The following is a 24,606-nucleotide window of genomic DNA, read 5'->3' as shown; positions in this document are numbered from 1 at the left end:
GCAAAAGCAATAGCTTAAAAGATCCCCCAAGCTCAACGTCAGAGCTTGCCAAGATCATTCATAGGAGACCAAAATGACTAAGGACCTCAAGGACACCGCGGAACTTTTCGGGTTTGTTGCAGCTGGCCTCGCCGTAATCGGAGCAATGGTTGTCGCTTCGCTGGCATGACTTCTTCCGCGAAGTGTACCAACACTGATACCCCGAGACACACCTTTTGAGAGCCGGCTTAACCGCCGGCTTTCATAGTTTTGGAGGATCAAGTTTGGCACAAAGGAGCCAAACTTCCACTTTAGCCTTGGACTAAGGCAGAGCTCGGTCACGAGTTGCCAATTGTTCCCGCACGCCGGGACAAAAACAGATTGTGCTGGCAAAAGGCGTCCTCAGAGCATCCTGTGCTGAAACCCCGTCAAGAAGAGCAGAAAACGCCGGGTAGAACAGGTCTCAATAAATAAACAGTCAGTCCTGATTGTTAGTTGAGGAAGACCATGCTCGAACACCAAAATCGCTTCTCCGCTCTCGAAGAGAAAATCAAGAAGGCAGGCCTGGACGCCTTTCTGATTTCGACGAAAGACAGCATCTTTTACTTCACTGGTTTCCGATACGAGCCCTTTGAACGGCCGTTCTTCATTGTCGTCCGTCCTGGGAACCAACCGGTCTTTCTAACGCCCAGGATCGAAGCCGAGAACATGGCGACTATCGCTGTGCCGCACCGGATCGTTGAATACATTGACTATCCCGCACCGGCCGGCGGCAGCTACATCGAAGCGCTGCAATCTGTGCTGCCCGCCGATGCAAACATCGGCGTCGAGATGTCGATCACCGGCGAGCTTCTGGTGGCGCTTTCCAACTGGTCGCCTCAGGTCCTGCCTTTTGTCGAACAGCTTCGCATGGTCAAAAGCTCTTACGAGGTTGCTGCTATCCGCAAGGCGGCGAAGTATTCCGACCGAGGCCTGCAGCTTGCGATGGACTTGGCCTGCCACGGTGGCCGCATCGCAGACACGGACAAGGCTAACAGCCTGTTGCGGGAGGAGATCGCGCAAAAAGAGGGGTATCTTGACCCCTACATTTCAAACATCTGGCAGGGCATTTGGGCCGCACCCTACAGTGCCCAGCCGCACCGCTTTCCAGAGCCCTCGGACACCCTGATCGAAGGGCCGAATGTCGGCCTCTCTTTCCTGCGTGTGAATGGCTATTCCGCGGAAACTGAACGCACCTTCTTTGTGACCTCTCCCCGCAAAGAAGATGCCGAGGTCTTCATCACCATGGTCGAGGCCGGAAGGATTGGCTTCGCAGCTTTGCGCCCGGGCGTCAGCTGCCACGAAGTCGACCACAAGGTGATGGAGTTTCTTCGCGCCGAGGGCTTTGGGAACAATCTTCTGCACCGCACTGGGCATGGGATCGGCATGGGAGGTCACGAAGGCCCCTGGGTTGCCGAAGGCAGTGACGACATCCTGCAGGAGAACATGGTGATCAGCATCGAGCCGGGCATCTACTGGCGTGGCCAAGGCGGGTTCCGCCACTCGGATACCGTTCTGATCACCCCGGACGGCTACGAGCTGCTGACCGACATGCCCCATGACATCGCGTCAATGACTCTGGGCAGCTGACGTCCAAAACAAAACCAAACCAACAAGGAGAAACCAAATGAAACACATGCTTCTCGCAAGCGTGGCGGCACTTTCGTTCGCTGTCACTGGCACCGCTGCAATCGCGGAGAATGTCACGCTGAACCTTTCCAATGAGTATTCGGCCACTTCTATCCATGGGGTTGGCGATGCGCGCTTTGCCTCATTGGTCGCCGAAAAAACCGGCGGGTCTGTCGAAGTCGTTGTCCACTATGGCGGCGCCCTCGGCTACAAGTCGGCCGATCACTTTGACGCCGTGGGCGAAGGGGCCCTTGAAATCGCCGACACCTATGGCGGCGCGCTTGGCGGCATTGATCCGCTGTTCTTGATCTCTTCCCTGCCGTTCTTCGTAACCACGGTGGAAGAGGCGGAATTGCTGTACAAAGTGGCTGAACCCGAGTTCAAAAAGGTCTTCGAAGAGAACGACCAGATCCTGCTTTATGCCTCTCCCTGGCCGCCGTCGGGCATTTGGGCCCGTGACCCGAAGAATTCCACAGATGCATTGGCGGGTCTGAAGATCCGAACCTATGACAAGAATGGCACCACAGCTCTTAACGAACTGGGCGCGGCTGCAGTTCGCCTGTCCTGGGCTGACGTTGTTCCTTCGATCTCGACCGGAGCAATTGATGCAGTCCTGACGTCAGCTGAGGGCGGCGTTTCAGGCAGCTTTTGGGAACACTTCGATACGTTCACCGAGATCTACAACTATGCGATCCCTCTGAACTTCGTCCACATCTCGAAGGACATCTTCGATGGTCTCAGTGCAGAGCAGCAGGCTGCTGTCCTCGAAGCAGCCGCCGAAACCCGCGATCAGAACTGGGCAGCCATCCCGGATCGTCTTGCAGCAACTTACGGTCAGCTGGCCGAGAACAAAGTATCGGTGGTCACATCAGATGACGACGCCTACCGGACTGCCCTGCAAGCAGCAGGGGAAGCTGCACTGAACGACTGGCTGGAAACCGCCGGCGACCGGGGTCAAGCCCTGATTAACGCCTTCAATGCAGCGAAAGCTCAATAACACTCAGTAAGCCGGTGGCGTCCCCAGATGCCACCGGCGATCCCGGAGAATACCATGCGACTTCTTCTGCGTGCGATTGATGCCTTGTCCTTTTCCGCCCTGATTTGCGCGGGCGCCATCCTCATCTACGCCGTTTCACACATCCTGCTGGAAACCGTCATGAGGACTTTGTTCGATACGTCGACCCACGTCCTGGATGAGTTCATTGGCTTTGCGGTTCTGTCTATCACCTTCCTGTCGCTGTCTTGGACACTCCGGGATGGAGGCATGATCCAGGTGAACCTGCTCACTCTCAGGCTCCCGTATAGAATTAAGCAAGCGATCGAATTCATAGTGGCTGCCTGTGCTGCAGGCCTAGGTGCGTACTTCTGCACATTCCTTTGGCGCAACCTCAGCAAGAACTGGAAGCGGGGCGCAGTCAGCGAAAGCGTCGCCGAAGTTCCCCTTTGGATACCGGATGCCATTGTCTTTGCCGGCGCTTGCCTGCTGGTGCTGCAATTGTCGGCCCTCGCCATCCGCCCCTTCATCTCTAAGACACAGGAGAGCTAACCATGGACCCCGTTACCACTGCACTTGCCGTCTTCATCCTGCTGCTTGCTATCCTGGCTTCTGGAATGTGGGTTTTTCTTGCCCTTGCCACTGCTGCGGCAGTCTCACTTTTGGCCTTTATGGGCTTCCCGCCTGACAAGATCGGAGCGATTGCCAGCCGGATCATTGTGCGCAGCGCCTCCTCTTGGGAACTCGCCGCTGTTCCGATGTTCATCTGGATGGGGGAAATCATGTTCCGGACGGACATTTCCGAACGGCTCTATAAAGGCCTCTCTCCGCTCGTTTCCAAAATCCCTGGAGGACTGCTGCACACCAATGTTTTAGGGTCAGCTCTCTTTGCCGCCGTTTCCGGATCCAGCGCGGCGACGACTGCCACTGTCGGCCGGATCACCACAAATGAGCTGAACCAGCGTGGATATTCTCAAAGCCTCGCGCTTGGCTCCCTTGCTGGTGCCGGAAGCCTTGGTCTCCTCATTCCCCCCTCCATTGTCCTGATCATCTACGGGGTTCTGGCCGAGGTTTCGATTGCAAAGCTCTTTATCGCAGGTGTGGTTCCAGGCGTCATGATCGCAGCATTTTATGCTGTCTATCTGGCTGCAAGATGCGCGGTCACCCCATCGCTGGCACCTAAAGACACGATCAGCAAGGAAGATGCGCGCCCAAGTGCTATTCTGGGCAACCTTGCTCCGGTTTTTGGCCTTATCCTTGTAGTTCTGGGGTCGATCTACACCGGATGGGCAACACCGTCTGAAGCAGCAGCCATCGGTGTCTTCGCTGCACTTTGTTTCGCAGCGTTCAGCCGGCAATTGTCACGCACAATGCTGGCGGAATCGCTGATCAATGCGCTCAAAACTTCCTGCATGGTCTGTGCGATCCTGATGTGCGCAGCCTTTCTGTCGTCCGCCATCGGCTACATGCACATCCCGCGCAATATCGCCGTAGCGATCGATGCCCTGAACCTGTCTCCCTATATCCTGATCGCGTCCCTGGCGCTTTTCTACATTCTGCTCGGGTTCTTCCTGGATGGAATTTCGATCATTGTGATGAGCCTGCCAATCACATTGCCCGTCGTTGTCGCCGCCGGTTTTGATCCGATCTGGTACGGCATTTTCCTCGTGATCATGATCGAGCTGGGCCAGATGACACCACCGGTCGGTTTCAACCTGTTCGTCATACAGGGTTTCTCCGGCGTGCCGATCCACAAGGTGGCTCTTTACGCTATCCCTTTCTTCCTGTTGATGTGTTTTGCCGTCCTACTGATGGTCGTCTTTCCGCAAATCGCTCTTTGGCTCCCGGCGTTCCTGGCAGGCTGAAGGATGAAGGCTGCCAGAAAACCAAGGCGAACACAGGCCGAGAGATCCGCGGCAACCCAGGCCCGAATTTTGGAAGCAGCACAGTTCCTGATCGTTGATCGGGGACTGGCGCACACATCAACACAGGACATCGCCCGCCAGGCCAATGTTTCGCGCGGAGCGATGCTGCACCACTTCCCCTCACGCAGGGAACTGATCCAGGCAGCCTATGCCGAGATGCTTCGCAAGGAGGCATATCTTTTACGCAGTTTCACCCGGACACTGCAACCTGGCCAGAACCGCCTGAAGGCACTGACCGAATACATCTGGGAAAGGTACCAAAGCGGAATTTTTCAGGTGTCCATGGATTACTTGTCCGAAGCCCGTGTGGATGAAACCGAGCTGACCTATGTCGCCGCAGAATCCCAAAAATTCAATGAGGCGCTTAATGACGTCTGGCACGTCGAACTCGCGGCGTTCGGCTGCCGCGCAGACATTCGGCAAGCCATGATGAACGAATTCATGTGCCTTGTTCGCGGCATGGCATTCCAAAGCCAATGGCGCGATGATCCGGCATACTTCCAGGATATGCTGCAAAACTGGCTTCTCAGAGCACGATCCACTTTAATCCCTGCAAAGACAGCGTGGTAGCCGCAGCACAAAATGCTGCCAAACTGAAAATGACGGCTGAAAATGCCGTTCCCGGCTGCAAAACGCACTTTCCTTCCGCCGGTTTCCCTTACCCTCGATAGAAAGCTCATACGGGAAAGAAACCGATGCTCTCCAATTCTCTTATCGAAAAAGACCGCGCCCATTACTTCCATCCTGTTGTGCCTATCCGGGCCCATGAGGAACGTGGTGTCACTGTCATGCAGTCCGGCAAAGGGGTGTTCCTGACCGATTCAGAAGGCAATGAACTGCTCGACGGCTTTGCAGGCCTGTGGTGCGTGAACGCAGGGTACGGCCATGAGAATGTGGTCGCTGCTGCCACTGAACAAATGCAGCGGCTGCCCTATGCAACCGGGTATTTTCACTTTGGCAGCGAGCCGGCAATTGAACTGGCGGCCAAGCTCGCCGAGTTGTCTCCTGGCGATCTGGACCACGTGTTCTTTACCCTGGGCGGCTCGGATGCAGTGGATACCGTGATCCGTATGGTGCGCTACTACTTCAATGCCCGTGGCGAAAGCAGCAAAAAGCACTTTATTGCGCTGGAAAAGGGCTACCATGGCTCCAGCTCAAACGGTGCCGGGCTGACCGCGCTGCCGGTGTTTCACGACAAGTTCGACCTGCCGATGCAATGGCAGCACCACATTGCATCGCCCTATCCGTATCGCAACGACGCACTCTCTGACGCGGACATCATTGCCCAGGGCGTAGCCAACCTGAAAGCCAAGGTGGCCAAGCTTGGCGCGGAAAACACCGCTGCGTTCATCATGGAACTGGTCCAGGGCTCAGGCGGTGTGATCGTGCCGCCGGAAGGTTATGCCAAGGCGATGCAGGACACCTGCCGCGAGCTGGGCATCCTGTTCATAGTGGATGAAGTCATCACGGGCTTTGGCCGGACCGGGCCGATGTTCGGCTGCGAGCACGAAGGGCTGACGCCTGATTTCCTGACAACCGCCAAAGGCCTGACCTCGGGCTATGCGCCTATGGGTGCGGTGTTTGTTTCGGATGGCGTCTATCAGACCATTGCTGATGCCGCGCCGGAAGGCGTGCCGTTTGGGCACGGTTTCACCTATTCGGGGCATCCTGTCAGCGCAGCTGTCGCTCTCGAGGTCATCAAGCTCTACGAAGGCGGTATGATCGAAAACTCGAAGAAGGTTGGCGCCTACTTCGAGGCACAGCTGAAAACCCTGCTGGATCATCCGCTGGTCGGTGATGTCCGGGCCAAGGGACTGCTGGCAGCTGTGGAAATCGTCACTGACAAATCCACTAAGGCGAAACCAGCCAAGGAAATGAACGTTGCCGCCCGCCTTGCCACAGCAGGCTACGAAAACGGCGTCATTTTCCGCGCATTTGCGGATGACGTGATCGGCCTTGCCCCGCCCATCTGCATCACTGAGACTGAGGTGGATCTGCTGATTACCCGTCTTCGTGCGACCCTGAACACCCTTCTGGATCTGAAAGGATAAGACATGAAACTGAGCGATTTCAAAGCATTGACCTTTGACGTCTATGGCACCTTGCTCGACTGGGAAACCGGAATGGTCACCGGCTTGAAACCCCTGACGGACCGAGTGAGCCGCAGCCTGACGCGCGACGACATTCTTGAGGCCCACGCCTTCTACGAAAGCACAACGCAGCGTTACACCCCCTCGAAGAAGTATTACGAGCTGCTGCCCGTGGTGTACCGCCGCCTGGCGGAGGAATGGGGCGTCGAAGTCACCTGGGAAGAATGTGAGGCCTACGGAAGGTCAGCGCGTCACTGGCCGGCTTTCGACGATACCATCGAGGCTCTGACCTACCTGAAGAAACACTTCAAACTGGTGGTACTGACCAACACTGACAACCTCACCTTCTCGGGGGCCAACACTCGCCTGGGTGTGCATTTCGACGGCGTCTACACCGCAGAGGACGTGGGCAGCTACAAGCCGTTCGACCGCAATTTCGACTACATGCTCGAAATGCTCGCGCGTCAGGGCATTCAGAAGAACGAAATTCTGCATACCGCTGAAAGCATGTTCCACGACCACGCACCCGCCAACAAATACGGGCTGGCCAATTGCTGGATCTACCGCCGCCACGACCAGGAAGGTTTTGGTGCTACCATGAACCCTGGCGAGATGCCGAAATATAACTTCCAATTCAACAGCATGATGGACATGGCAAAGGCCCATCAGGCAGAGTTGGCGGGCTAAGAAACGGGAGGAAAGAATATGGTGGGGACGCCGAAGCTCGACCGGATCGACATCAATATTCTTTCCACCCTGCAGACGCAGGGCAACATTACCAATGTGAATTTGGCAGAGGCTGTGGGCTTGTCTCCCAGCCCCTGCCTGCAAAGGGTGAAGCGGCTTGAGAAAGCGGGCTACATCCAGAATTACCGGGCCGTCATCAACCTCAAGAAACTGGCTGAGCACGTAACGGTTTTCACCGAAGTCACACTTGCTGACCACCGCCGCAAGGACTTCGTGCGGTTCGAGAACGAAATCCGCAAGCATGACAACGTAGTGGATTGCTACTTGCTGAGCGGGGGGTACGACTACCTGTTGAAGTTTGTCGCGCGCGGTGTGTCACAGTATCAGGAGATCATGGAAGATCTTCTGGAGCGGAACCTCGGCATCGATAAGTATTTCTCCTATATCGTGATAAAGCCGGTTGTCGAAAAGCACAGCGTGCCAATTCAGGACCTGGTTGACCGGGACTAAGCCTCAGCACAAAATGCTGAAGCATCGCTCAATTCAGCACAGATTGCCGCCCGGCTGGCAAATTCAAGATTTCCACCCTCAGAAACCCGATAGGATTTTTCCAACTGCTGGAGTTGGAAAATATGAACCTTCAAGACATCACTCTGTTTCGACAGCAAAATCTGGTCGCAGGACAATGGATCAACGCCGACAACGGCGCGACGATCGAAGTTGACAACCCCTCAACACTTTCTGTTGTCGGCACTGTGCCGAACTGCAGTTCCGGCGAAACGGACCGCGCAATTGCAGCCGCCGAGGCTTGCTTTGCGACCTTCCGCAAAACCACAGCAGCACATCGTGGCGCGCTGCTGGAGAAGTGGTTCAACCTGATCATGGAAGCTCAGGATGACCTGGCTACGCTCATGACCCTGGAACAGGGCAAACCTTTCGCTGAAGCCAAAGGCGAAATCGCCTATGCCGCATCTTTCGTGAAATGGTTCGCCGAAGAGGGTAAACGCGTCTATGGCGAAACCATCCCCAGCCCGGTTCAGGACCGTCGTATCATTGTTCAGAAACAGCCTGTCGGCGTCTGTGCAATCATCACACCCTGGAATTTCCCGGCGGCGATGATCACTCGGAAAATTGCCCCGGCTCTGGCCGCTGGATGCCCAGTGGTCATCAAGCCCTCGGAGTTCACACCTTTCACAGCCCTCGCTCTGGGCGTTCTGGCTGAGCGGGCAGGCTTTCCCGCCGGGGCGGTCAATATTGTCACAGGGGATCCTGCCGGTGTCGGCGGCGCACTAACCGGCAGCCCTGCCGTGCGCAAGCTGTCCTTCACCGGCTCCACTCGCGTGGGCAAGCTGCTGATGGAGCAATGCGCAGGCACTATGAAACGCCTGAGCTTGGAGCTGGGTGGAAACGCCCCTTTCATCATCTTCGACGATGCCGATCTGGATCTTGCTGTCGAAGGTGTCATGGCCTCGAAGTTTCGCAATGGCGGGCAGACCTGCGTCTGTGCCAACCGGATCTTTGTCCAGGCCGGCGTCTATGATGCTTTCGCTGAGAAGCTGGCAGCCGTGGTGGGCGGCATGAAGCTGGGAGACGGTTTTGCCGATGGTGTCGAAATCGGCCCCATGATCAACGCAGCGGCCGTCTGCAAAATCAAGTCCCACCTTGATGATGCCACCGCAAAAGGCGGCACTGTCCTTGTCGGAGGGACGCAGGAAGACACAAGCACCCGCTTCATCAGCCCAGCGGTTGTCACCGGCGTGACTTCAGACATGCTTGTGGCCGACGAAGAGACATTTGGCCCCGTTGCGCCTCTCTTCAAATTCGAAACGGAAAGTGAAGCGCTTGCAGCGGCCAATGCCACTCCATACGGGCTGGCAGCCTATTTCTATACTAACGATCTGACCCGTACGTTCCGTGTCAGCGAAGAGCTGGAAACCGGCATGATTGGTATCAATGTTGGAGGCTTCGCCACTGAGGTCGCGCCCTTTGGCGGCATCAAGGAAAGCGGTCTGGGCCGTGAGGGTGCGCATCAGGGTATCGATGAATACCTGGAAGTCAAAACCCTGCACATCGGCGGCATTGCGTAAGGAAACCTGGCTATGACAAAAACATATCATATCGCTGCCATCCCAGGAGACGGGATCGGCAAAGAGGTTCTGCCGGTCGGTCAGCGCGTCATTGACCTTGTGGCGCAGAAGCACAACTTCACTGTGGACTGGACCGAATTCGACTGGTCCTGCGAACGCTATCACGAGACGGGCCGGATGATGCCCGAAGATGGCATCGAGCAGATGAAGGCATTTGACAGCATCTACCTGGGGGCTGTTGGCTTCCCCGGCGTTCCGGATCACGTGTCGCTTTGGGGTCTGTTGATCCCACTGCGCCGCGAATTGGATCAGTATGCCAATGTCCGTCCCGTGCGCCTGCTGAAGGGCATCAGCTCGCCCCTGGCAGGGCGCGGTGCGGATGACATCGACATGGTCATCGTGCGCGAAAACGTCGAAGGGGAATACTCCGAGATCGGCGGACGCGTCTATCAAGGCACGGAAAACGAGGCCGCCATTCAGGAAAGCATCCTGACCCGGCGCGGCACGGACCGGATCATGGACTATGCGTTCAACGTGGCAAAAACCCGAAAACGCAAACATGTGTCCTCTGCCACCAAGTCGAACGGTATCATTCACACAATGCCGTTCTGGGACGAGCGTTTTGCCGCCGCCGCAGAGCGTCATCCGGGTATCGGTACGGCCCAGTTTCATATCGACATCATGACCGCGAATTTTGTCCTTCATCCGGATTGGTTCGACGTGGTTGTGGCCTCGAACCTTTTTGGCGACATCCTGTCCGACCTGGGGCCGGCTGTCGCTGGCTCAATCGGTATTGCGCCCTCTGCCAACATCAATCCTGAGGGCAAGTATCCCTCGATGTTTGAACCGGTTCACGGGTCCGCTCCCGATATCGCCGGCAAGGGCGTGGCCAACCCCGTTGCCGCAGTGTGGACGGCAGCAATGATGCTGGAGCACTTAGGCGAGGCCGAGGCCGCCGCAGAAATCGAACGCGCTATCGAGACGTCGCTGGAGCGATCTGAAACCAAGACCCGGGACCTCGGCGGTACCGCTGATACTTCCGGGTCCGAAGCCGCCATCCTGGAAGCTCTGTCGTAAGGAACAAAGAAATGAAAAAAGAAGAGATCGACTATGACGACTTCGCCAAGGTGGAAATGCGCCTGGGCAAGATCGTCGAGGTCAAGGACTTCGCCCGCGCCCGCAACCCCTCTTACAAGGTTTGTGTTAATTTTGGTGAGCTGGGTCAGCGCTGGTCCAGCGCTCAGATCAAGAATTACTCCGAGGAAGAGCTGCTCGGACGTCATGTCGTTTGCATCGTCAACATGCCGCCGCGCAACATTGCAGGTTTCAAATCTGAAATCCTTGTTATGGGTGTCCCGAACGAGGCAGGTGAGACTATCCTGCTGCAACCCTCGCATGACGCGGTTCTGGGAAGCGAGGTCTTCTGATGTCAGCCAGGCACACAGGATTGGGCACTTTGGCCATTCTTTCTTGGGGCACATTGGGGGTTCTTGGCGCCTTTTCAGCCTCCCTGCCGCCCTATCTGGTCTTGACGTTCTGCTTTGCGATCGCAGCGGGCATGGGGCTTGCAATATGTGCCGTTACGGGCCGGAAGCCTTTGCGTCTGCTAGACCGGCGCACCATCCTGTTTGCCGGGCTTTTGGCCGCCTACCATTTGGCCTATCTGGAAGCCTTCCATCATGCGGCGCCGATCCCGGTGTCGCTGATCAATTACCTATGGCCTGCTTGCCTGATCATTCTTGGCAACTTGTTCTTCCAACTGCACAGCGGGTTCTCGGGTTACATTGGAGCCGCGCTTGGTTTTGCCGGGGTGTTAATCCTGATAGGCAAAGATGGGTTTGCGCTCCAGCTATCTGAGACCTTCGGGTACGGTCTTGCCTTTGTTGGAGCAATTCTCTGGGCGCTGTTCTCAAACCTTCGCCGCCATGATCAGTCAGACGCTATCTCTGCAATGACGACAATCTGCTTTGCGTCGTCTCTTATTTGCGGCCTTTGGTGGATAACAAAGGGTGCGAACCTGCCGACGCTGAACACCTCGGATGTTTGGGTCATCTCAGCGCTTGGCCTGGGTCCTGCCGGCGGAGCGTTTTTTCTTTGGGATCTGGGTATGCGTCAGGGTCATGCTGCTCTGCTTGGCGTCCTGGGGTACTCAGCTCCGGTATTCTCTACCATACTCATGCTCGCGCTCGGGTTGGGCCAGCCAGGCTGGGAAATCTTCGCTGCGATAGCTTTCATCACTGTGGGCGGGATCGTGGTTCACACCGGATCAAAAGGTTCGACAAAGGGCGCTATTGAAACTGAGTCCCGGTGACAGGAAAATGGAACGACGTCCGCACTTGCCTCTGAACATGCTGCTCGTCTCACGAAGATTAAAAATTCTGCTTTGTTGGGGCTTTTGTCTTTTTGTTTTGATCTCTGTAGGTACCGCAATCCTGCTTTTCTGAGTTTACTCTCTGATTGCCGCTCGGGTTTCTGCGGTTTGCAGAATGCTAACGGCGCTGCAGCGCGGTTAGTTGAAGCTGCCGTAAATGCTGAAAGTAGAGAACGTCCGCCTCCTCCCCTTTAGTGGAAGGCCGCAGAAGCAATGCGCAGTTTGCCGCCATTGGGACAGTTTGCAGCGAAAGCGCGGTCTGTCCGCCCGGCAGTCACCAGGCAGAGGTGCCCCTTACCCTGCCTTGGTCAGCGACAGGAACACATCCTCCAGGTCCGCTTCCTCGGTCTTGACGTCGCGGATGCTGATGCCCGCCGCGTGGACCGCGGCCAGCACCTCTTCGGCGCTGGTCGTCCGGCTGCGGTAGCGCAGCGCGACGGCGCCGTCTTCGCGCAGCTCGGCCTCGATGCCGTCTCCTTGCGGCAGCACCGTGACCGGCACCGCGGGCTGCACCACCATGGTTTTGGCGTCGAGCCGGCCCAGCAGGCTGGATTTGCTGTCGCGCGCCACCACCTCGCCCTGGTTGATGATGGCGATCTCGTCGCACATCTCCTCGGCCTCCTCCAGGTAATGGGTGGTGAGGATGATGGTCATGCCTTGCGCGTTCAGCTTGCGGATGTTCTGCCACAGCATCTGGCGCAGCTCTATGTCGACGCCCGCGGTGGGTTCGTCCAGCACCAGCACCGAGGGGCGGTGGACCAGCGCCTTGCCCAGCAGCAGCCGCCGCCGCATGCCGCCTGACAGGGTGCGGGCATAGGCCTCTGCCTTGTCCGTGAGCCCGATCATCCGCAGGATTTCGTCGCTGTGGCGCTCGTGCTTGGGCACGCCGTAAAGGCCGGCCTGCACCTCCAGCGCGCCGCGCGGGGTGAAGAACGGATCCAGGTTCAGCTCCTGCGGCATCACGCCGATTGCAGCGCGGCTCTGGCGCGGGTTTGCGTCCTGGTCGAAGCCCCAGATCGAGACTGAGCCGGAGGTCTTGCGCACGAGGCCTGCGAGGATGTTGATCATCGTCGATTTGCCTGCGCCGTTCGGCCCCAGGAGGCCAAAGACAGAACCGCGCGGCACCGTCAGGTCAACGCCCTTCAGCGCGTGTTTCTCCGGCTGGCCCTTATGGCCCTTGTAGATTTTGCGCAAAGCTTTGATCTGGATTGCGTCCGCACTCATCGCCGCACTTGCCCCCGGTTTTTCCTTGGCTCATAAAAGCGCCTAGCCGAAAAGTGAAAGGACTGCCAGCCATGAGCATCGAAGCGCCGGAAACCAGGACCGTGAACAGCCGCAAGGTGGCCTGCGACGGCAGCGAGGGCGCGCTGGGGCATCCGCGGGTCTATCTGCAGATCCCGGAGGAGCAGGGCTGGGTCGAATGCCCCTATTGCGACTGCAAGTTCATCTACGAGGACGCGGCCAAGGCGGCGGAGTGATCCGGTCTTGCGGCCTCGGTTCTGACGGCGCAGGCTGCGGCTGATGGCACAGCTTCTGATCGTCTACCACTCACGCACTGGCGGCAGCCGCCGGATGGCGGAGGCCGCGTTTGAGGCCGCACGCGATGAGGTCGAGACCGTTTTGAAGCGGGCCGAAGATGCCGGGCCGGAGGATCTGCTGGCAGTGGACGGCTATATCTTCTGCGCACCGGAGAATCTGGCGGCGCTGTCCGGCCAGATGAAAGAGTTCTTTGACCGCTGCTATTACCCGGTGCTGGGACAGATCGAGGGGCGGCCTTATGCGCAGATGGTCTGTGCCGGCTCCGACGGCGAAAACGCGGCGCGGCAATGCGCGCGGATTGCCACCGGCTGGCGCCTGAAAGAGGTGCAGAAGCCGCTGATTATCTGCACCCACGCGCAGACGCCGGAGGCCATTCTGGCAGAAAAAGTGATCCCTGAGGATCAGCTTGAGGCCTGCCGCGAGCTGGGGCTGGCACTGGGCGCGGGGCTGGCAATGGGGGTGTTTTGACCCAGGGCCGGATCAATCAATGAACCAGAAATCGCCCAGCCGGGTGCCGGAGTCGGCAAGAAAGCTGCGGTAGGTGCCGTCGGGCAGCTCACCGGCCAGGGCGCACAGGTCCTGCCCTTTGCGGAACTCTGCCCAGCGGCTGCAGATCCGGTCGCCGTCCAGCCGCCAGGTGCCGGTGTCCTCTCCCAGCCGCGGGATTGTGACCTCAAAGGTGCCGTCAGTCCGCAGGACCGCCGTGCCGGAAAACGCCAGCCGGGTGAAGGCGATCTTGCGGTCCTGCTCCAAGAGAGCCTGCATTTCGTCAGCAGACAGCATCCAGGCGTCCTCGCGGCAGGCGGCCAGAAGCAGGAACAGGGAAAACAGGGCAAACCGTTGCATCGCCCCAGTTAGCTGCGGTTGCAGCGGTCACGCAATCGCGCGGACGCCGGGGCGGATCACATCTGCGTGGCTGGAATGCTGGCAGCAGAGGGCAACAGGGCGATTGCGGAAGGCGGCTGGATACTGAATAACACTGTCCAAACCACCATGCGCGAATGAACCGGGGAGCAGCACAATGAGCGGAACACAATTCGGCAAGGGCTGCCATCTGCATCTGATCGACGGCTCGGCCTTCATCTTCCGCGCCTATCACGCGCTGCCGCCGCTCACGCGCAAGTCCGACGGGCTGCCGATCGGCGCCGTGGCGGGCTTCTGCAACATGCTGTTCAAGCAGGTGGAGGACAACAAGGGCCCGGATGCGCCGACCCATGTGGCGGTGATTTTCGACTATTCCGGCAAGTCCTTCCGCAACGAGATGTACGATTTGTACAAGGCCAACCGCCCGCCGGCGCCGGAGGATCTGGTGCCGCAGTTCCCGCTGACCCGCGACGCCACCCGCGCCTTCAACATCGCCTGCAAGGAGATCGAAGGCTTCGAGGCCGACGACATCATCGCAACCCTGGCGCATCAGGCGCGCGATGCAGGCGGGCGGGTGACGATCATTTCGTCGGACAAGGACCTGATGCAGCTGGTCGGCGGCGGCGTCGAGATGCTGGACGCGATGAAGAACAAGCGCATCGACAGCGACGGCGTGGTGGAGAAATTCGGTGTCGGCCCCGACCGGGTGGTGGATGTGCAGGCGCTGGCTGGCGACTCGGTTGACAACGTGCCGGGGGCGCCGGGGATCGGGATCAAGACCGCCGCGCTGCTGATCAACGAATTCGGCTCTTTGGAAGAGCTTCTGGACCGCGCCGAAGAGATCAAGCAGCCCAAGCGCCGCCAGACGCTGATCGAGAAGCGCGACCAGATCGAGCTGTCGAAGAAGCTGGTGCAGCTCGACTGCAATATGGAGCTGGACTTCACCCTGGACGATCTGGAAGTGAAGGAGCCGGACGCGGAGACTCTGCTGACCTTCCTGTCTGAGATGGAGTTCCGCACACTGTCCAAGCGCATGGCCGATCAGCTGGGCATGGAGGCGCCGGCGATCCCGGAAGCCCCCGCCGCAGCGGCGGCCAGTGCGGCAGCGGCGCCGGAGGCGGTGCCGTTCGACAAGGAGAAATACGAATGCGTCCGCGACGCAGCGGCGCTGCAGGTCTGGGTTGACCGCATCCGCGAGCGCGGCTGGGTGGCGGTGGATACCGAGACCACCGGCCTGGATGAAATGGTCGTCGATCTGGTCGGCATCTCGCTGTGTGTGGAGGCGGGTGAGGCCTGCTATATCCCGCTGGCGCATAAGGCCGGGGGCGATGATCTGTTCGGCGGCGATGGGCTGTCCGAGGGGCAGATGCCGCTGGAGGAAGCGGTCGCCATGCTGAAACCGGTTCTGGAAGACCCGGCGATCATGAAAATCGGCCAGAACATGAAATACGACGCCAAGATCCTGCACCGCTACGGCGTGGATGTGGCGCCGGTGGATGACACCATGCTGATGTCCTATGCGCTGCATGCCGGCATGCACGGGCATGGCATGGATGCGCTGTCCGAACGCTATCTGGATCACACGCCGATCCCGATCAAGCCGCTCTTGGGCAGCGGCAAATCGGCGATCACCTTTGACCGGGTGCCGATCGAGGACGCGGTGCCTTATGCGGCGGAAGACGCCGACATCACCCTGCGCCTGTGGCAGGTCTTCAAGCCGCAGCTGCACCAGGAACGGGTGACAACGGTCTACGAGACGCTGGAACGGCCGCTGGTGCCGGTGCTGGCGGATATGGAGCGCAACGGCATCAAGGTGGACCGCGACACGCTCTCGCGCATGTCCAATGCCTTTGCCCAGAAGATGGCTGGCTTAGAAGCCGAAATCCACGAGCTGGCGGGGGAGACCTTCAACGTCGGCTCGCCCAAGCAGCTGGGCGAGATCCTGTTTGACAAGATGGGGCTGGAAGGTGGCAAGAAGGGCAAAACAGGCGCCTATGCCACCGGGGCGGATATCCTGGAGGATCTGGCAACCGAACACGACCTGCCCGCGCGGGTGCTGGACTGGCGGCAGCTGTCCAAGCTGAAGTCGACCTACACCGATGCGCTGCAGGACCACATCAACCCGGACACCGGCCGGGTGCATACGTCTTATGCCCAGACCGGGGCGAGCACCGGCCGCATGGCCTCCACCGATCCGAACCTGCAGAACATTCCGGTGCGCACCGAGGAAGGCCGCCGCATCCGCGAGGCCTTTGTGGCGGAAGAGGGCAATGTTCTGCTGTCGCTCGACTACAGCCAGATCGAGTTGCGCATTCTGGCGCATATGGCCGGAATCGACGCGCTAAAGCAGGCCTTTGCCGAAGGCGTCGACATTCACGCGATGACCGCGTCCGAGATGTTCGAGGTGCCGCTGGAGGAGATGACGCCGGAAATCCGCCGTCAGGCCAAGGCGATCAACTTTGGTGTGATCTACGGCATCTCGGGCTTTGGCCTTGCGCGCAACCTGCGCATTCCGCGCAAGGATGCCCAGGGGTTCATTGACCGCTATTTCGAGCGCTTCCCGGGCATCCGCAAGTATATGGATTCGACGGTGGAGTTCGCCAAGGAGCACGGATACGTCCAGACCCTGTTCGGGCGCAAAATCCACACCGCGGAGATCAACGCCAAGGGGCCGAAGGCGGGCTTTGCCAAGCGCGCGGCGATCAACGCGCCGATCCAGGGCACCGCGGCAGACGTGATCCGCCGGGCGATGATCCGGATGCCGGAGGCAATTGCCCATCTGCCCGCGCGGATGCTGTTGCAGGTGCACGACGAACTGCTGTTTGAGGTGCCGGAGGCGGCGGTGGAGGAGACCATCGAAACCGCCCGCCAGGTGATGGAGAACGCCGCCGATCCGGCGGTGCATCTGGATGTGAAACTGGTGGTGGACGCAGGCCGCGGTTCCAATTGGGCCGAAGCGCACTAAGAACCGCCCCGCAAAGCCGGCGGGACGCTCCCGCCCGGCTTCGAACTGGCGATCTCATCCCGTTGGGCATGGCGCCGCTGGCGCGGCGCGGATTGCGCCGCGCCCTCGCCTCACCGGGTCAAGGGAGTGAACAAGCTTCCTGGAAACGCTCTGGGGGAGCGTTTCGCTTGTGAACGGGCGGAGCCTAAGGTCTCCGCGCGGTCAGCGCGGCTTGCCCTTGACGCGGCCCGCCTGAAAACAATCGGCAACGCCCCTCAAGGGCAGACCTGCCCGTGAGGGGCTTCTCAGCAAAACCCTTGCGCCGCGCCAGCGGCGCCACGCCCAACGGCTGCTGCGGCATCTTTGATGCTGCTTGCAGCGGGCGGGAGTTTCCCCTGCCCTCATAGCGCCCGGTCTCAGTTGCTGGCCGGCTCTTTGACTAGTTTCGCGACCAGCCTGCGCACCAAGGGTGCGGCGGTGAAGGCGACAGCGAAGGCAATCGGCCAGCTCAGGCTCCAGGCCTGCATCCAGGCGCCGCCGAACCCTGTGCCGAAACCCAGCGCCTTCCAGGTGGCGACGCCGGTCACGATGAAGGACATCATCCCCGACAGGATCAGGCTGAACAGCACGGGTGCAAAACGGGCGGGGAGCATGGGCGGGGTCCTTTTAATGTTACGGCATCTTATGCCTTGCTGGATTACACATTTCAATTCACGAATGTGTATTCCAGCCTGCCGCGGGCATCATGCCGCATCCGGCGGGCGGATGGCGATAGCCACGATCCGGCGCACCAGCGGTGCCACCATCAGCACAACCGGAAAAGCCACCGGCCAGCTGTAGGCCCAGGCGGTGAGCCAGGCGGCGGCAAAGCCCTCGCCTGCGCCGGCAACCCGCAGGGTGGAGATGCCCGACACGATCGAGGACATCATCAGCGACATCAGGAAGCCGGACAGAAGCGGGGCAAAGCGGGCGGGGATCATGGCAGCCTCCTTGGCAGCGGATACGGGGTGCTGCCGGAGATATGCGGTGCCCTGAATGCGGAACAATCTGCGCCGCTGCACAGGTATCTGCGCAGGCTGGCCGGGCGGGCGGTCAGCCCATCCAGCCCAGGCTGTCCTCGGTGCGGCGGGTCGAAGGGGTGTATTCAGCGCTGACCCAGCCGCCATAGCCGCTGGCGTCGATGGCTTCGAACAACTCTTGAAAGTCCACCGGCCCGGTGCCCGGCTCGCAACGTCCCGGCGCGGCGCCGATCTGCACATGCACGGCGCGGGGGCCGAAGGTCTCCCACACTTTGAGCGCGTCGCCGTGGATCATCTGCGCGTGGTAGGCGTCATACTGCAGGCCGACATTGGGGCGGTCGACCGCTTCCAGCACGTCGATTGCCAGGTTGTAGTCGTCAAGGAAATAGCCGGGCTGGTCGCCGCTGTTCAGCGGTTCAATGGTGAACTGCTGTTCCGGCGCGCGGTCGGCGGCCCATTGCAGGTTTTCGATGAAGGTCCGCTGCGCATCCGCGCCCTTGGCGTAGCCGGCCATCACGTGGATCTTGCCCGCCTTCAGCGCCTCGGCGTAGCGCAGCACCCGGCGGATGTCGCGCTGGAAGCGGTCGACGCCTTCGGGCACCGCCGCATAGCCGGGCATGCCGCCGGTATAGTTGGGCGGCGGCGCGTTGATCAGCAGGAGCCGCAGCCCGTTGGCCATCAGTGCGCGCTGGGTTTCCTTGGCGGCGAGTTCGTAAGGGTAGAGGATCTCTACCGCTTCAAACCCTGCCGCGGCGGCGGCCTGGAACCGGTCGAGATAGGGCAGCTCAGCAAACAGCAGCGAGATATTGGCCGCGAAGCGGGGCATAGGATTCTCCTTGTTGACTGATGGTCTAGCGCCGCGCGGCGGGGCAGCCAAGGCGTCAAAAGAGCAGAATTTTCCTATTAAACTTTCGTTAACCAGAGGCTGGCTGGTTTTTGCCGCACGTCACACGCGATTGACCGGATCACCAATTGCTGAAGAGGGCAGCGCCCGTCCCGCGTGGGGAGGGCGAGAAGCGCGCGCCCCGTTGGGGGGCGGGACGGGCGCTGCCCGGCCTTTCGTCCGGGCGGTAGATTTGTGGATGGCCGGGAGATTACTCCACCTCAATTTCAGCGGACGGAATCAGCGGGAAGAACTTGCCGCCGGACCAGACACCGAACCAGTCGCCGTAGTGTTCGCCCAGATCCGCCAGCCGGTAAAAGCTCTTGCGGTCAATCAGCGCCTCCAGGCCCGCGCGGATCATGACATAGGGGGATGGTTCACCGGTTTCGGGGTCGCGCTCTGCCCGGATCATGTGGTCCGGCCCGGCGGCGGCACTGTCGCCGATGTTGGTGGTGAAGGTGATCATCTGATCGCGCCCCTGCCCGGCCACATCGAAATCCACCGCAACAAAGGGCGCGTCCTCAACGGTGATGCCGACTTTCTCGACCGGGGTCACCAGGTAGTATTTGCCGTCCTCCAGCTTGAGAATGGAGGCAAACAGCTTGACCAGCTCGAACCGGGTGAAGGGCGTGCCGAGGTAATGCCAGCAGCCGTCGCGTGCGATGCGGATGTCCAGATCGCCACAGAACGGCGGGTTCCACAGGTGGACGGGCGGCAATCCCTTGCCCTTTCCGGCTGCTTTTGCCGCCGCGGCAATGCCTTCGGCATCGGGGGTCACGGGTTTTTGTCCGCTCATTGCTTTTGCCATTTCCTGTCAGCACGATAGAGTAACAGCATATATCCGGGAAACGAGGAATGTCATGCCTGAAACGGACGATCTGCTGGGGGATATCGAAGCGCTGGAAGCCAAGCTGCAGAAGGCGCGCGAATCGATCACCAGACGCTTTATCGGACAGGAGCGGGTGGTGGACCTCACGCTGTCGGTGCTGCTGTGCGGCGGCCACGGGCTGCTGATCGGCCTGCCGGGGCTGGGCAAGACCCGGCTGGTGGAAACCCTGAGTACGGTGATGGGGCTGGATGGCAACCGGATCCAGTTCACGCCGGATCTGATGCCCGCCGACATTCTGGGCTCGGAAGTGCTGGATACGGCAGAGGACGGCCACCGGTCGTTCCGCTTTGTGCCGGGGCCGGTGTTCTGCCAGCTGCTGATGGCGGATGAGATCAACCGCGCCAGCCCGCGCACCCAATCGGCGCTGTTGCAGGCGATGCAGGAGCGGGTGGTGACAGTGGCGGGCGAGGACCGGTCCTTGGGCGCGCCGTTCCATGTGCTGGCGACCCAGAACCCGATCGAGCAGGAGGGCACCTATCCGCTGCCGGAGGCGCAGCTGGACCGGTTCCTGCTGCAGATCGACGTGAATTACCCGGACCGCGCAACCGAGCGGGATATCCTGCTGGCGACCACCGGCGTTGAGGAGGACGAGGCCTATCAGGTGTTCACGGCGGGAGAGCTGATCGCGGCGCAGACCCTGCTGCGGCGGATGCCGGTGGGGGAATCGGTTGTCGAGATGATCCTGGATCTGGTGCGGGCCTTCCGCCCGGATGAGCCGGGCGTGTCGGACCATGTGGCGCAGACCGTGGCCTGGGGGCCGGGCCCGCGGGCGGCGCAGGCCTTGATGCTGGCGGTGCGGGCACGGGCGCTGCTGCAGGGGCGGCTGGCGCCCAACGCAGAAGACGTGCTGGACATGGCGAAACCGGTGCTGAGCCACCGGATGCAGCTGAACTTTGCCGCGCGCGCACGGGGTGAGAGCCTGGCGGCGCTCATTGAGGAAACCGCAAGCGAACTGGCCCGGACCGGGGCCGCCGCGTGACAAGGCCTGCGGCCTCTGACGCTGCAACCGGATTGCGGCACCGGGCGGAGGCCGAGGCCAGCGCCCTGCCGCCGCTCCTGGTGCAGGCGCGGCATCTGGCGGGCTCTGTCCTGATGGGTGAGCATGGCCGCCGCCGGGCTGGAACGGGGGATGATTTCTGGCAGTACCGCCCGGCGCAGGCCGGCGACAGCCGCCGGATGATCGACCACCGGCGTTCTGCCATGGGTGATGTGCAGTACGTGCGCGAGCGGGAGTGGCAGATTGCCCAGACGGTGCACCTGTGGGTCGATACCGGCGCCTCGATGCGGTTTGCCTCGACGCCCAAGCTGCCGCAGAAGTCGGACCGCGCGCGACTGCTGGGCCTCGCCGCCGCGGTGCTGATGGTGCAGGGCGGCGAGCGGGTGGGCCTCACCGGCGGCACGCTGCCGCCGCGGCGCGGTAATGTGCAGATCCTGCGGCTGGCGGAGGCGCTGTCGGATGACGACGCTGAGGATTACGCCCCACCCGGCCACCGGGCGCTGATCCCGCATGCGCGGGCGCTGTTTATCTCGGATTTTCTGGGTCCTTTTGAGCCGGTGGAGCAGGCGCTGTCCAAGGCTGCTGCGCGTGGGGTGCGTGGCGTGCTGCTGCAGGTGCTGGACCCGGCAGAGGAGGCTTTCCCATTCGCAGGCCGCACGCTGTTTCAGAGCATCGCGGGCGGTGTCACACATGAAACACTGAAGGCCTCTGCCCTGCAGGAGCGCTATCTGGACCGGCTGGCAGAGCGGCGGGACGCGCTGGAACGCCTCTGCCGCGAGGCCGGCTGGCGGTTCGGGCAGCATCACACGGGCGACGCGGCGCAGGCGGCGCTGATGTGGCTTTACCATGCACTGGAGCGGACCGCGCCATGACCATGATTGCAGGCATCGGCTTTACCGCGCCCTGGCTTTTGCTGGGCTTGCTGGCGCTGCCGGTGCTGTGGCTGCTGTTGCGGGCGATCCCGCCTGCGCCGAAACGCCAGCCGTTCCCGGCGGTGACGCTGCTGTTGGGGCTGAAGGATGATGAGAGCCTGTCGGACCGCACGCCATGGTGGCTGCTGCTGCTGCGTCTGCTGGCGGTGGCAGCGGCGATCATTGGCCTGGCGGGGCCGGTGCTGAACCCCGCGACCGAAGACACCGGCGGCAGCGGGCCGCTGCTGATTGTGATGGACGCCAGCTGGGGCGGCGCGGCGGGCTGGAAACAGACCAGCGCCCAGGCCGCGGTGCAGCTGGACGAGGCCGGACGGGCAGAACGCCCGGTGGCGGTGCTGCGCCTCAGTGCACCGGAGGCCCTGCAGTTCCGCGCCGCCAGCGGCTGGCAGAGGCAGCTGGCCGGGCTGGTGCCGCTGCCCTGGCAGCCGGGGCCGGAGCAGCTGGCGCAGGCGCTGGAGGCGATTGGCGCCGCCGAGGGCGGTTTTGACACTGTCTGGTTCAGCGACGGGCTGGACTATCCGGGCCGCGAAGGGCTGATCGAGGCGCTGGGACAGCGCGGCGGGATCGAGGTTTATGAACAGCCGCTGCCGGTGCTGGGGCTGCTGCCCGCGAGCTACACAGGCAGTGCAATTGAGCTGACGGTGCAGCGCAGCCGCGCCGGGCCAGCGCAGGAGATTTCCGTGGTGGCGCAGGGCAAGGATCCGGGCGGCACCGAGCGCAGCCTGGCGTCGCTGCCGCTGCGGTTTGCGGATGGCGCCCGCACGGCCTCGGCTGAACTGTCACTTCCCTCCGAATTGCGCGCGCGGCTGTCCCGGTTTGAAGTCCGCGGCGTGACCTCGGCAGGTGCAGTGGCGCTGACCGATGACTCGTTAAGGCGGCGCGAGGTGGCGCTGGTCTCCTCTGAAAGTGCCGACGAGGGATTGGCGCTGCTGTCGCCGCTGCACTACCTGCGCCAGGCGCTGGCGCCCTCGGCAGAGCTGCTGGAAGGCGCGCTGCGGGATCTGCTGCCTGCCAACCCCGATGTGATCGTGCTGGCCGATGTGGCGCGGCTGGCGCCCGCGCAGGAAGAGGCGGTGATTGAATGGGTGGAAAACGGCGGCCTCCTGCTGCGCTTTGCCGGACCTCGGCTGGCCGCGAGCGATACCGCGCGCAACAGTGAAGAACCCTTGATGCCGGTGCGCCTGCGGATTGGCGGGCGCAGCATCGGCGGCGCCATGAGCTGGGGCGAGCCGAAGACGCTGGCGCCCTTTGGCGAGGGCTCGCCGTTCTACGGGCTGGAGGTGCCGGGCGAAGTCTCGATCAGTTCGCAGGTGGTGGCGCAGCCGGACCCGGAGCTGGCCGGCCGGGTGATTGCGGAACTGGCGGACGGCACGCCGCTGGTCACACGCAAGACGCTGGGCCAGGGCCAGGTGGTTCTGTTTCACGTGACCGCCAACGCGGAGTGGAGCAGCCTGCCGCTGTCGGGCCTGTTCGTGTCGATGCTGGAGCGGCTGGCGGTGTCCTCCTCTGCAGCGCAGCCCAAGGCGGAGGATCTGGAGGGCACCACCTGGACGCCGGTGGAGGTGCTGGACGGTTTCGGCCGCCTGGAAGCGGCGGAGACGCTGCCCGGCGTGGCAGGCCCGGATCTGGTGGCGGCGCCCGCGGGGCCGGAGCTGCGGCCCGGGGTCTATGACGGCGGGCGGCGGATGCTGGCGCGCAATGTGCTGCGCCCGGGTGATGAGCTGATGGCAGCACGCTGGCCACCCTCGGTTGCGGTCAGCGGTTATGGCGCGCCGCAGGAGCTGCCGCTGGGCGGCGCGCTGCTGACGCTGGCGCTGGGGCTATTGGCGCTGGATGTGCTGGGAACGCTGGCGGTCTCCGGCCTGCTGGGCCGCGCCCGCACCGCCGCACTGGCGGCGGCACTGGGTCTGGCGGCGCTGGTACCTGCGCAGGAGTTGCGGGCGCAGGAAGCCACCGCGCCCGCACAAGCGCAGACGCAGGACGACCTGCGGGCGGCGGCCATTGCCTCGGAACTGGTGCTGGCGCATGTGCTGACCGGCGACGCGCAGGTCGACCGGGTCGCGGCGGCGGGGTTGCGCGGGCTGACGGACACGCTGTTCTTCCGCACCTCGGTTGAACCAGCCGCGCCGGCGGGTGTTGATCTGGAGCGCGATGAGCTGGCGTTTTATCCGCTGCTCTACTGGCCTGTCACCCGCGATCAGCCGCTGCCCTCGTCAGAGGCTTACGGCAAGCTCAACACCTATCTGCGGTCGGGCGGGATGATCCTGTTTGACACCCGAGATGCGGATCTGGCGGCCTCTGGCGCGACCAGCCCGGCGGCGCGGCGGCTGCAGCAGATTGCGCTGCCGCTGGACATTCCGCCGCTGGAGGTGGTGCCGGAGGATCATGTGCTGACCCGCGCCTTCTACCTGCTGCAGGCCTTCCCCGGCCGCCACGGGCGCGGTCCGGTCTGGGTCGAAGCGGCGCCGCCGGATGCGGAACAGGCCGAAGGCATCCCCTTCCGCAACCTCAACGACGGGGTGACGCCGGTGGTGATCGGCGGCAACGACTGGGCCGCGGCCTGGGCGGTGGATGAGAACGGCCGGCCCTTGCTGCCGGTCGGGCGCGGCTATGCTGGGGAGCGGCAGCGGGAGCTGGCGTTCCGGTTCGGCGTCAACCTGGTGATGCATGTGCTGACCGGCAACTACAAATCCGACCAGGTGCATGTGCCGGCCCTGTTGGACCGGCTGGGGCAATAG

General features: G+C 61.6%; 24 protein-coding genes. 18 read left to right on the top strand and 6 right to left on the bottom strand.

The window, feature by feature from the left end:
• The first annotated feature begins 486 nt into the window (after positions 1-486).
• From RA24_RS08765 to RA24_RS08710, 12 genes are all read left to right on the top strand, one after another.
• Entirely contained in the window at positions 487-1,608 is a 1,122-nt protein-coding gene (locus RA24_RS08765; protein WP_039191127.1) for a M24 family metallopeptidase, read from the top strand.
• A 37-nt stretch (positions 1,609-1,645) separates the two neighbouring features.
• Positions 1,646-2,644 (top strand): TRAP transporter substrate-binding protein, encoded by a 999-nt coding sequence (locus RA24_RS08760; RefSeq protein ID WP_039191051.1) that lies wholly within the window; start codon positions 1,646-1,648, stop codon positions 2,642-2,644.
• A gap of 54 nt (positions 2,645-2,698) precedes the next feature.
• Entirely contained in the window at positions 2,699-3,193 is a 495-nt protein-coding gene (locus tag RA24_RS08755; RefSeq protein WP_039191050.1) for a TRAP transporter small permease, read from the top strand.
• 2 nt (positions 3,194-3,195) lie between these two features.
• Entirely contained in the window at positions 3,196-4,506 is a 1,311-nt protein-coding gene (locus RA24_RS08750) for a TRAP transporter large permease (RefSeq protein WP_039191048.1), read from the top strand.
• Between the two features lie 3 nt (positions 4,507-4,509).
• Positions 4,510-5,136, top strand: a complete 627-nt coding sequence (locus RA24_RS08745) for a TetR/AcrR family transcriptional regulator (protein ID WP_039191046.1) — start codon at positions 4,510-4,512, stop codon at positions 5,134-5,136.
• 125 nt (positions 5,137-5,261) lie between these two features.
• Entirely contained in the window at positions 5,262-6,617 is a 1,356-nt protein-coding gene (locus RA24_RS08740; protein ID WP_039191044.1) for an aminotransferase class III-fold pyridoxal phosphate-dependent enzyme, read from the top strand.
• Between the two features lie 3 nt (positions 6,618-6,620).
• The gene (locus tag RA24_RS08735) at positions 6,621-7,343 is read left to right on the top strand and encodes a haloacid dehalogenase type II (RefSeq protein ID WP_039191042.1); all 723 of its coding nucleotides are present in this window, start codon (positions 6,621-6,623) and stop codon (positions 7,341-7,343) included.
• Between the two features lie 18 nt (positions 7,344-7,361).
• Positions 7,362-7,853, top strand: coding sequence for an Lrp/AsnC family transcriptional regulator (locus tag RA24_RS08730; RefSeq protein WP_014873171.1), 492 nt, complete (start codon positions 7,362-7,364; stop codon positions 7,851-7,853).
• A gap of 122 nt (positions 7,854-7,975) precedes the next feature.
• A complete protein-coding gene (locus tag RA24_RS08725) occupies positions 7,976-9,430 on the top strand; it encodes an NAD-dependent succinate-semialdehyde dehydrogenase (protein WP_039191039.1) in 1,455 nt (484 codons plus the stop codon).
• A gap of 12 nt (positions 9,431-9,442) precedes the next feature.
• Positions 9,443-10,507, top strand: a complete 1,065-nt coding sequence (locus RA24_RS08720; RefSeq protein WP_039191037.1) for a tartrate dehydrogenase — start codon at positions 9,443-9,445, stop codon at positions 10,505-10,507.
• 11 nt (positions 10,508-10,518) lie between these two features.
• Positions 10,519-10,857 carry a tRNA-binding protein gene (locus tag RA24_RS08715; protein ID WP_039191035.1) on the top strand — a complete coding sequence of 113 codons (339 nt, stop codon included), beginning with the start codon at positions 10,519-10,521 and terminating at the stop codon, positions 10,855-10,857.
• A gap of 29 nt (positions 10,858-10,886) precedes the next feature.
• Positions 10,887-11,741, top strand: a complete 855-nt coding sequence (locus RA24_RS08710) for a DMT family transporter (RefSeq protein ID WP_241480921.1) — start codon at positions 10,887-10,889, stop codon at positions 11,739-11,741.
• Positions 11,742-12,095: 354 nt separating this feature from the next.
• On the opposite strand, the gene RA24_RS08705 is transcribed toward RA24_RS08710, so the two are convergent.
• Positions 12,096-13,025, bottom strand: a complete 930-nt coding sequence (locus RA24_RS08705) for an ABC transporter ATP-binding protein (RefSeq protein ID WP_039191031.1) — start codon at positions 13,023-13,025, stop codon at positions 12,096-12,098.
• A gap of 71 nt (positions 13,026-13,096) precedes the next feature.
• On the opposite strand from RA24_RS08705, the gene RA24_RS08700 reads away from it, so the two are divergent.
• Both RA24_RS08700 and RA24_RS08695 read left to right on the top strand, forming a co-directional pair.
• Positions 13,097-13,279 carry a zinc-finger domain-containing protein gene (locus RA24_RS08700; RefSeq protein ID WP_039191030.1) on the top strand — a complete coding sequence of 61 codons (183 nt, stop codon included), beginning with the start codon at positions 13,097-13,099 and terminating at the stop codon, positions 13,277-13,279.
• Positions 13,280-13,322: 43 nt separating this feature from the next.
• Entirely contained in the window at positions 13,323-13,808 is a 486-nt protein-coding gene (locus tag RA24_RS08695) for a flavodoxin family protein (protein WP_039191029.1), read from the top strand.
• Positions 13,809-13,820: 12 nt separating this feature from the next.
• On the opposite strand, the gene RA24_RS08690 is transcribed toward RA24_RS08695, so the two are convergent.
• A complete protein-coding gene (locus RA24_RS08690; protein ID WP_039191027.1) occupies positions 13,821-14,186 on the bottom strand; it encodes a hypothetical protein in 366 nt (121 codons plus the stop codon).
• Between the two features lie 175 nt (positions 14,187-14,361).
• Between RA24_RS08690 and polA the strand changes: the two genes are divergently transcribed.
• Complete coding sequence (gene polA, locus RA24_RS08685; protein WP_039191025.1) at positions 14,362-17,169, top strand: DNA polymerase I; 2,808 nt, start codon at positions 14,362-14,364, stop codon at positions 17,167-17,169.
• A 395-nt stretch (positions 17,170-17,564) separates the two neighbouring features.
• Here polA and RA24_RS08680 read toward each other — a convergent pair whose 3' ends face one another.
• From RA24_RS08680 to RA24_RS08665, 4 genes are all read right to left on the bottom strand, one after another.
• Positions 17,565-17,801 carry a DUF2798 domain-containing protein gene (locus RA24_RS08680; RefSeq protein WP_039191023.1) on the bottom strand — a complete coding sequence of 79 codons (237 nt, stop codon included), beginning with the start codon at positions 17,799-17,801 and terminating at the stop codon, positions 17,565-17,567.
• Positions 17,802-17,891: 90 nt separating this feature from the next.
• Positions 17,892-18,128, bottom strand: coding sequence for a DUF2798 domain-containing protein (locus RA24_RS08675; protein WP_039191021.1), 237 nt, complete (start codon positions 18,126-18,128; stop codon positions 17,892-17,894).
• Positions 18,129-18,240: 112 nt separating this feature from the next.
• Positions 18,241-18,993 (bottom strand): hydroxypyruvate isomerase family protein, encoded by a 753-nt coding sequence (locus tag RA24_RS08670; protein ID WP_019295015.1) that lies wholly within the window; start codon positions 18,991-18,993, stop codon positions 18,241-18,243.
• 268 nt (positions 18,994-19,261) lie between these two features.
• Complete coding sequence (locus RA24_RS08665; RefSeq protein ID WP_039191019.1) at positions 19,262-19,846, bottom strand: DUF1285 domain-containing protein; 585 nt, start codon at positions 19,844-19,846, stop codon at positions 19,262-19,264.
• Between the two features lie 64 nt (positions 19,847-19,910).
• On the opposite strand from RA24_RS08665, the gene RA24_RS08660 reads away from it, so the two are divergent.
• The 3 genes from RA24_RS08660 to RA24_RS08650 are packed head-to-tail and all read left to right on the top strand — an operon-like array spanning position 19,911 to position 24,606.
• Positions 19,911-20,918 (top strand): AAA family ATPase, encoded by a 1,008-nt coding sequence (locus RA24_RS08660; protein ID WP_039191017.1) that lies wholly within the window; start codon positions 19,911-19,913, stop codon positions 20,916-20,918.
• Positions 20,915-21,808 (top strand): DUF58 domain-containing protein, encoded by an 894-nt coding sequence (locus RA24_RS08655; RefSeq protein ID WP_039191016.1) that lies wholly within the window; start codon positions 20,915-20,917, stop codon positions 21,806-21,808. Before RA24_RS08660 ends, RA24_RS08655 begins: the two co-directional genes overlap by 4 nt.
• Complete coding sequence (locus tag RA24_RS08650; RefSeq protein WP_039191014.1) at positions 21,805-24,606, top strand: DUF4159 domain-containing protein; 2,802 nt, start codon at positions 21,805-21,807, stop codon at positions 24,604-24,606. The genes RA24_RS08655 and RA24_RS08650 overlap by 4 nt, the downstream gene beginning before the upstream one ends.

Source organism: Leisingera sp. ANG-M6, assembly GCF_000813905.1.
Classification (GTDB): domain Bacteria; phylum Pseudomonadota; class Alphaproteobacteria; order Rhodobacterales; family Rhodobacteraceae; genus Leisingera.
Note: the sequence above shows the minus strand (reverse complement) of the source record. Positions and strands in the feature narration are given on the sequence as shown.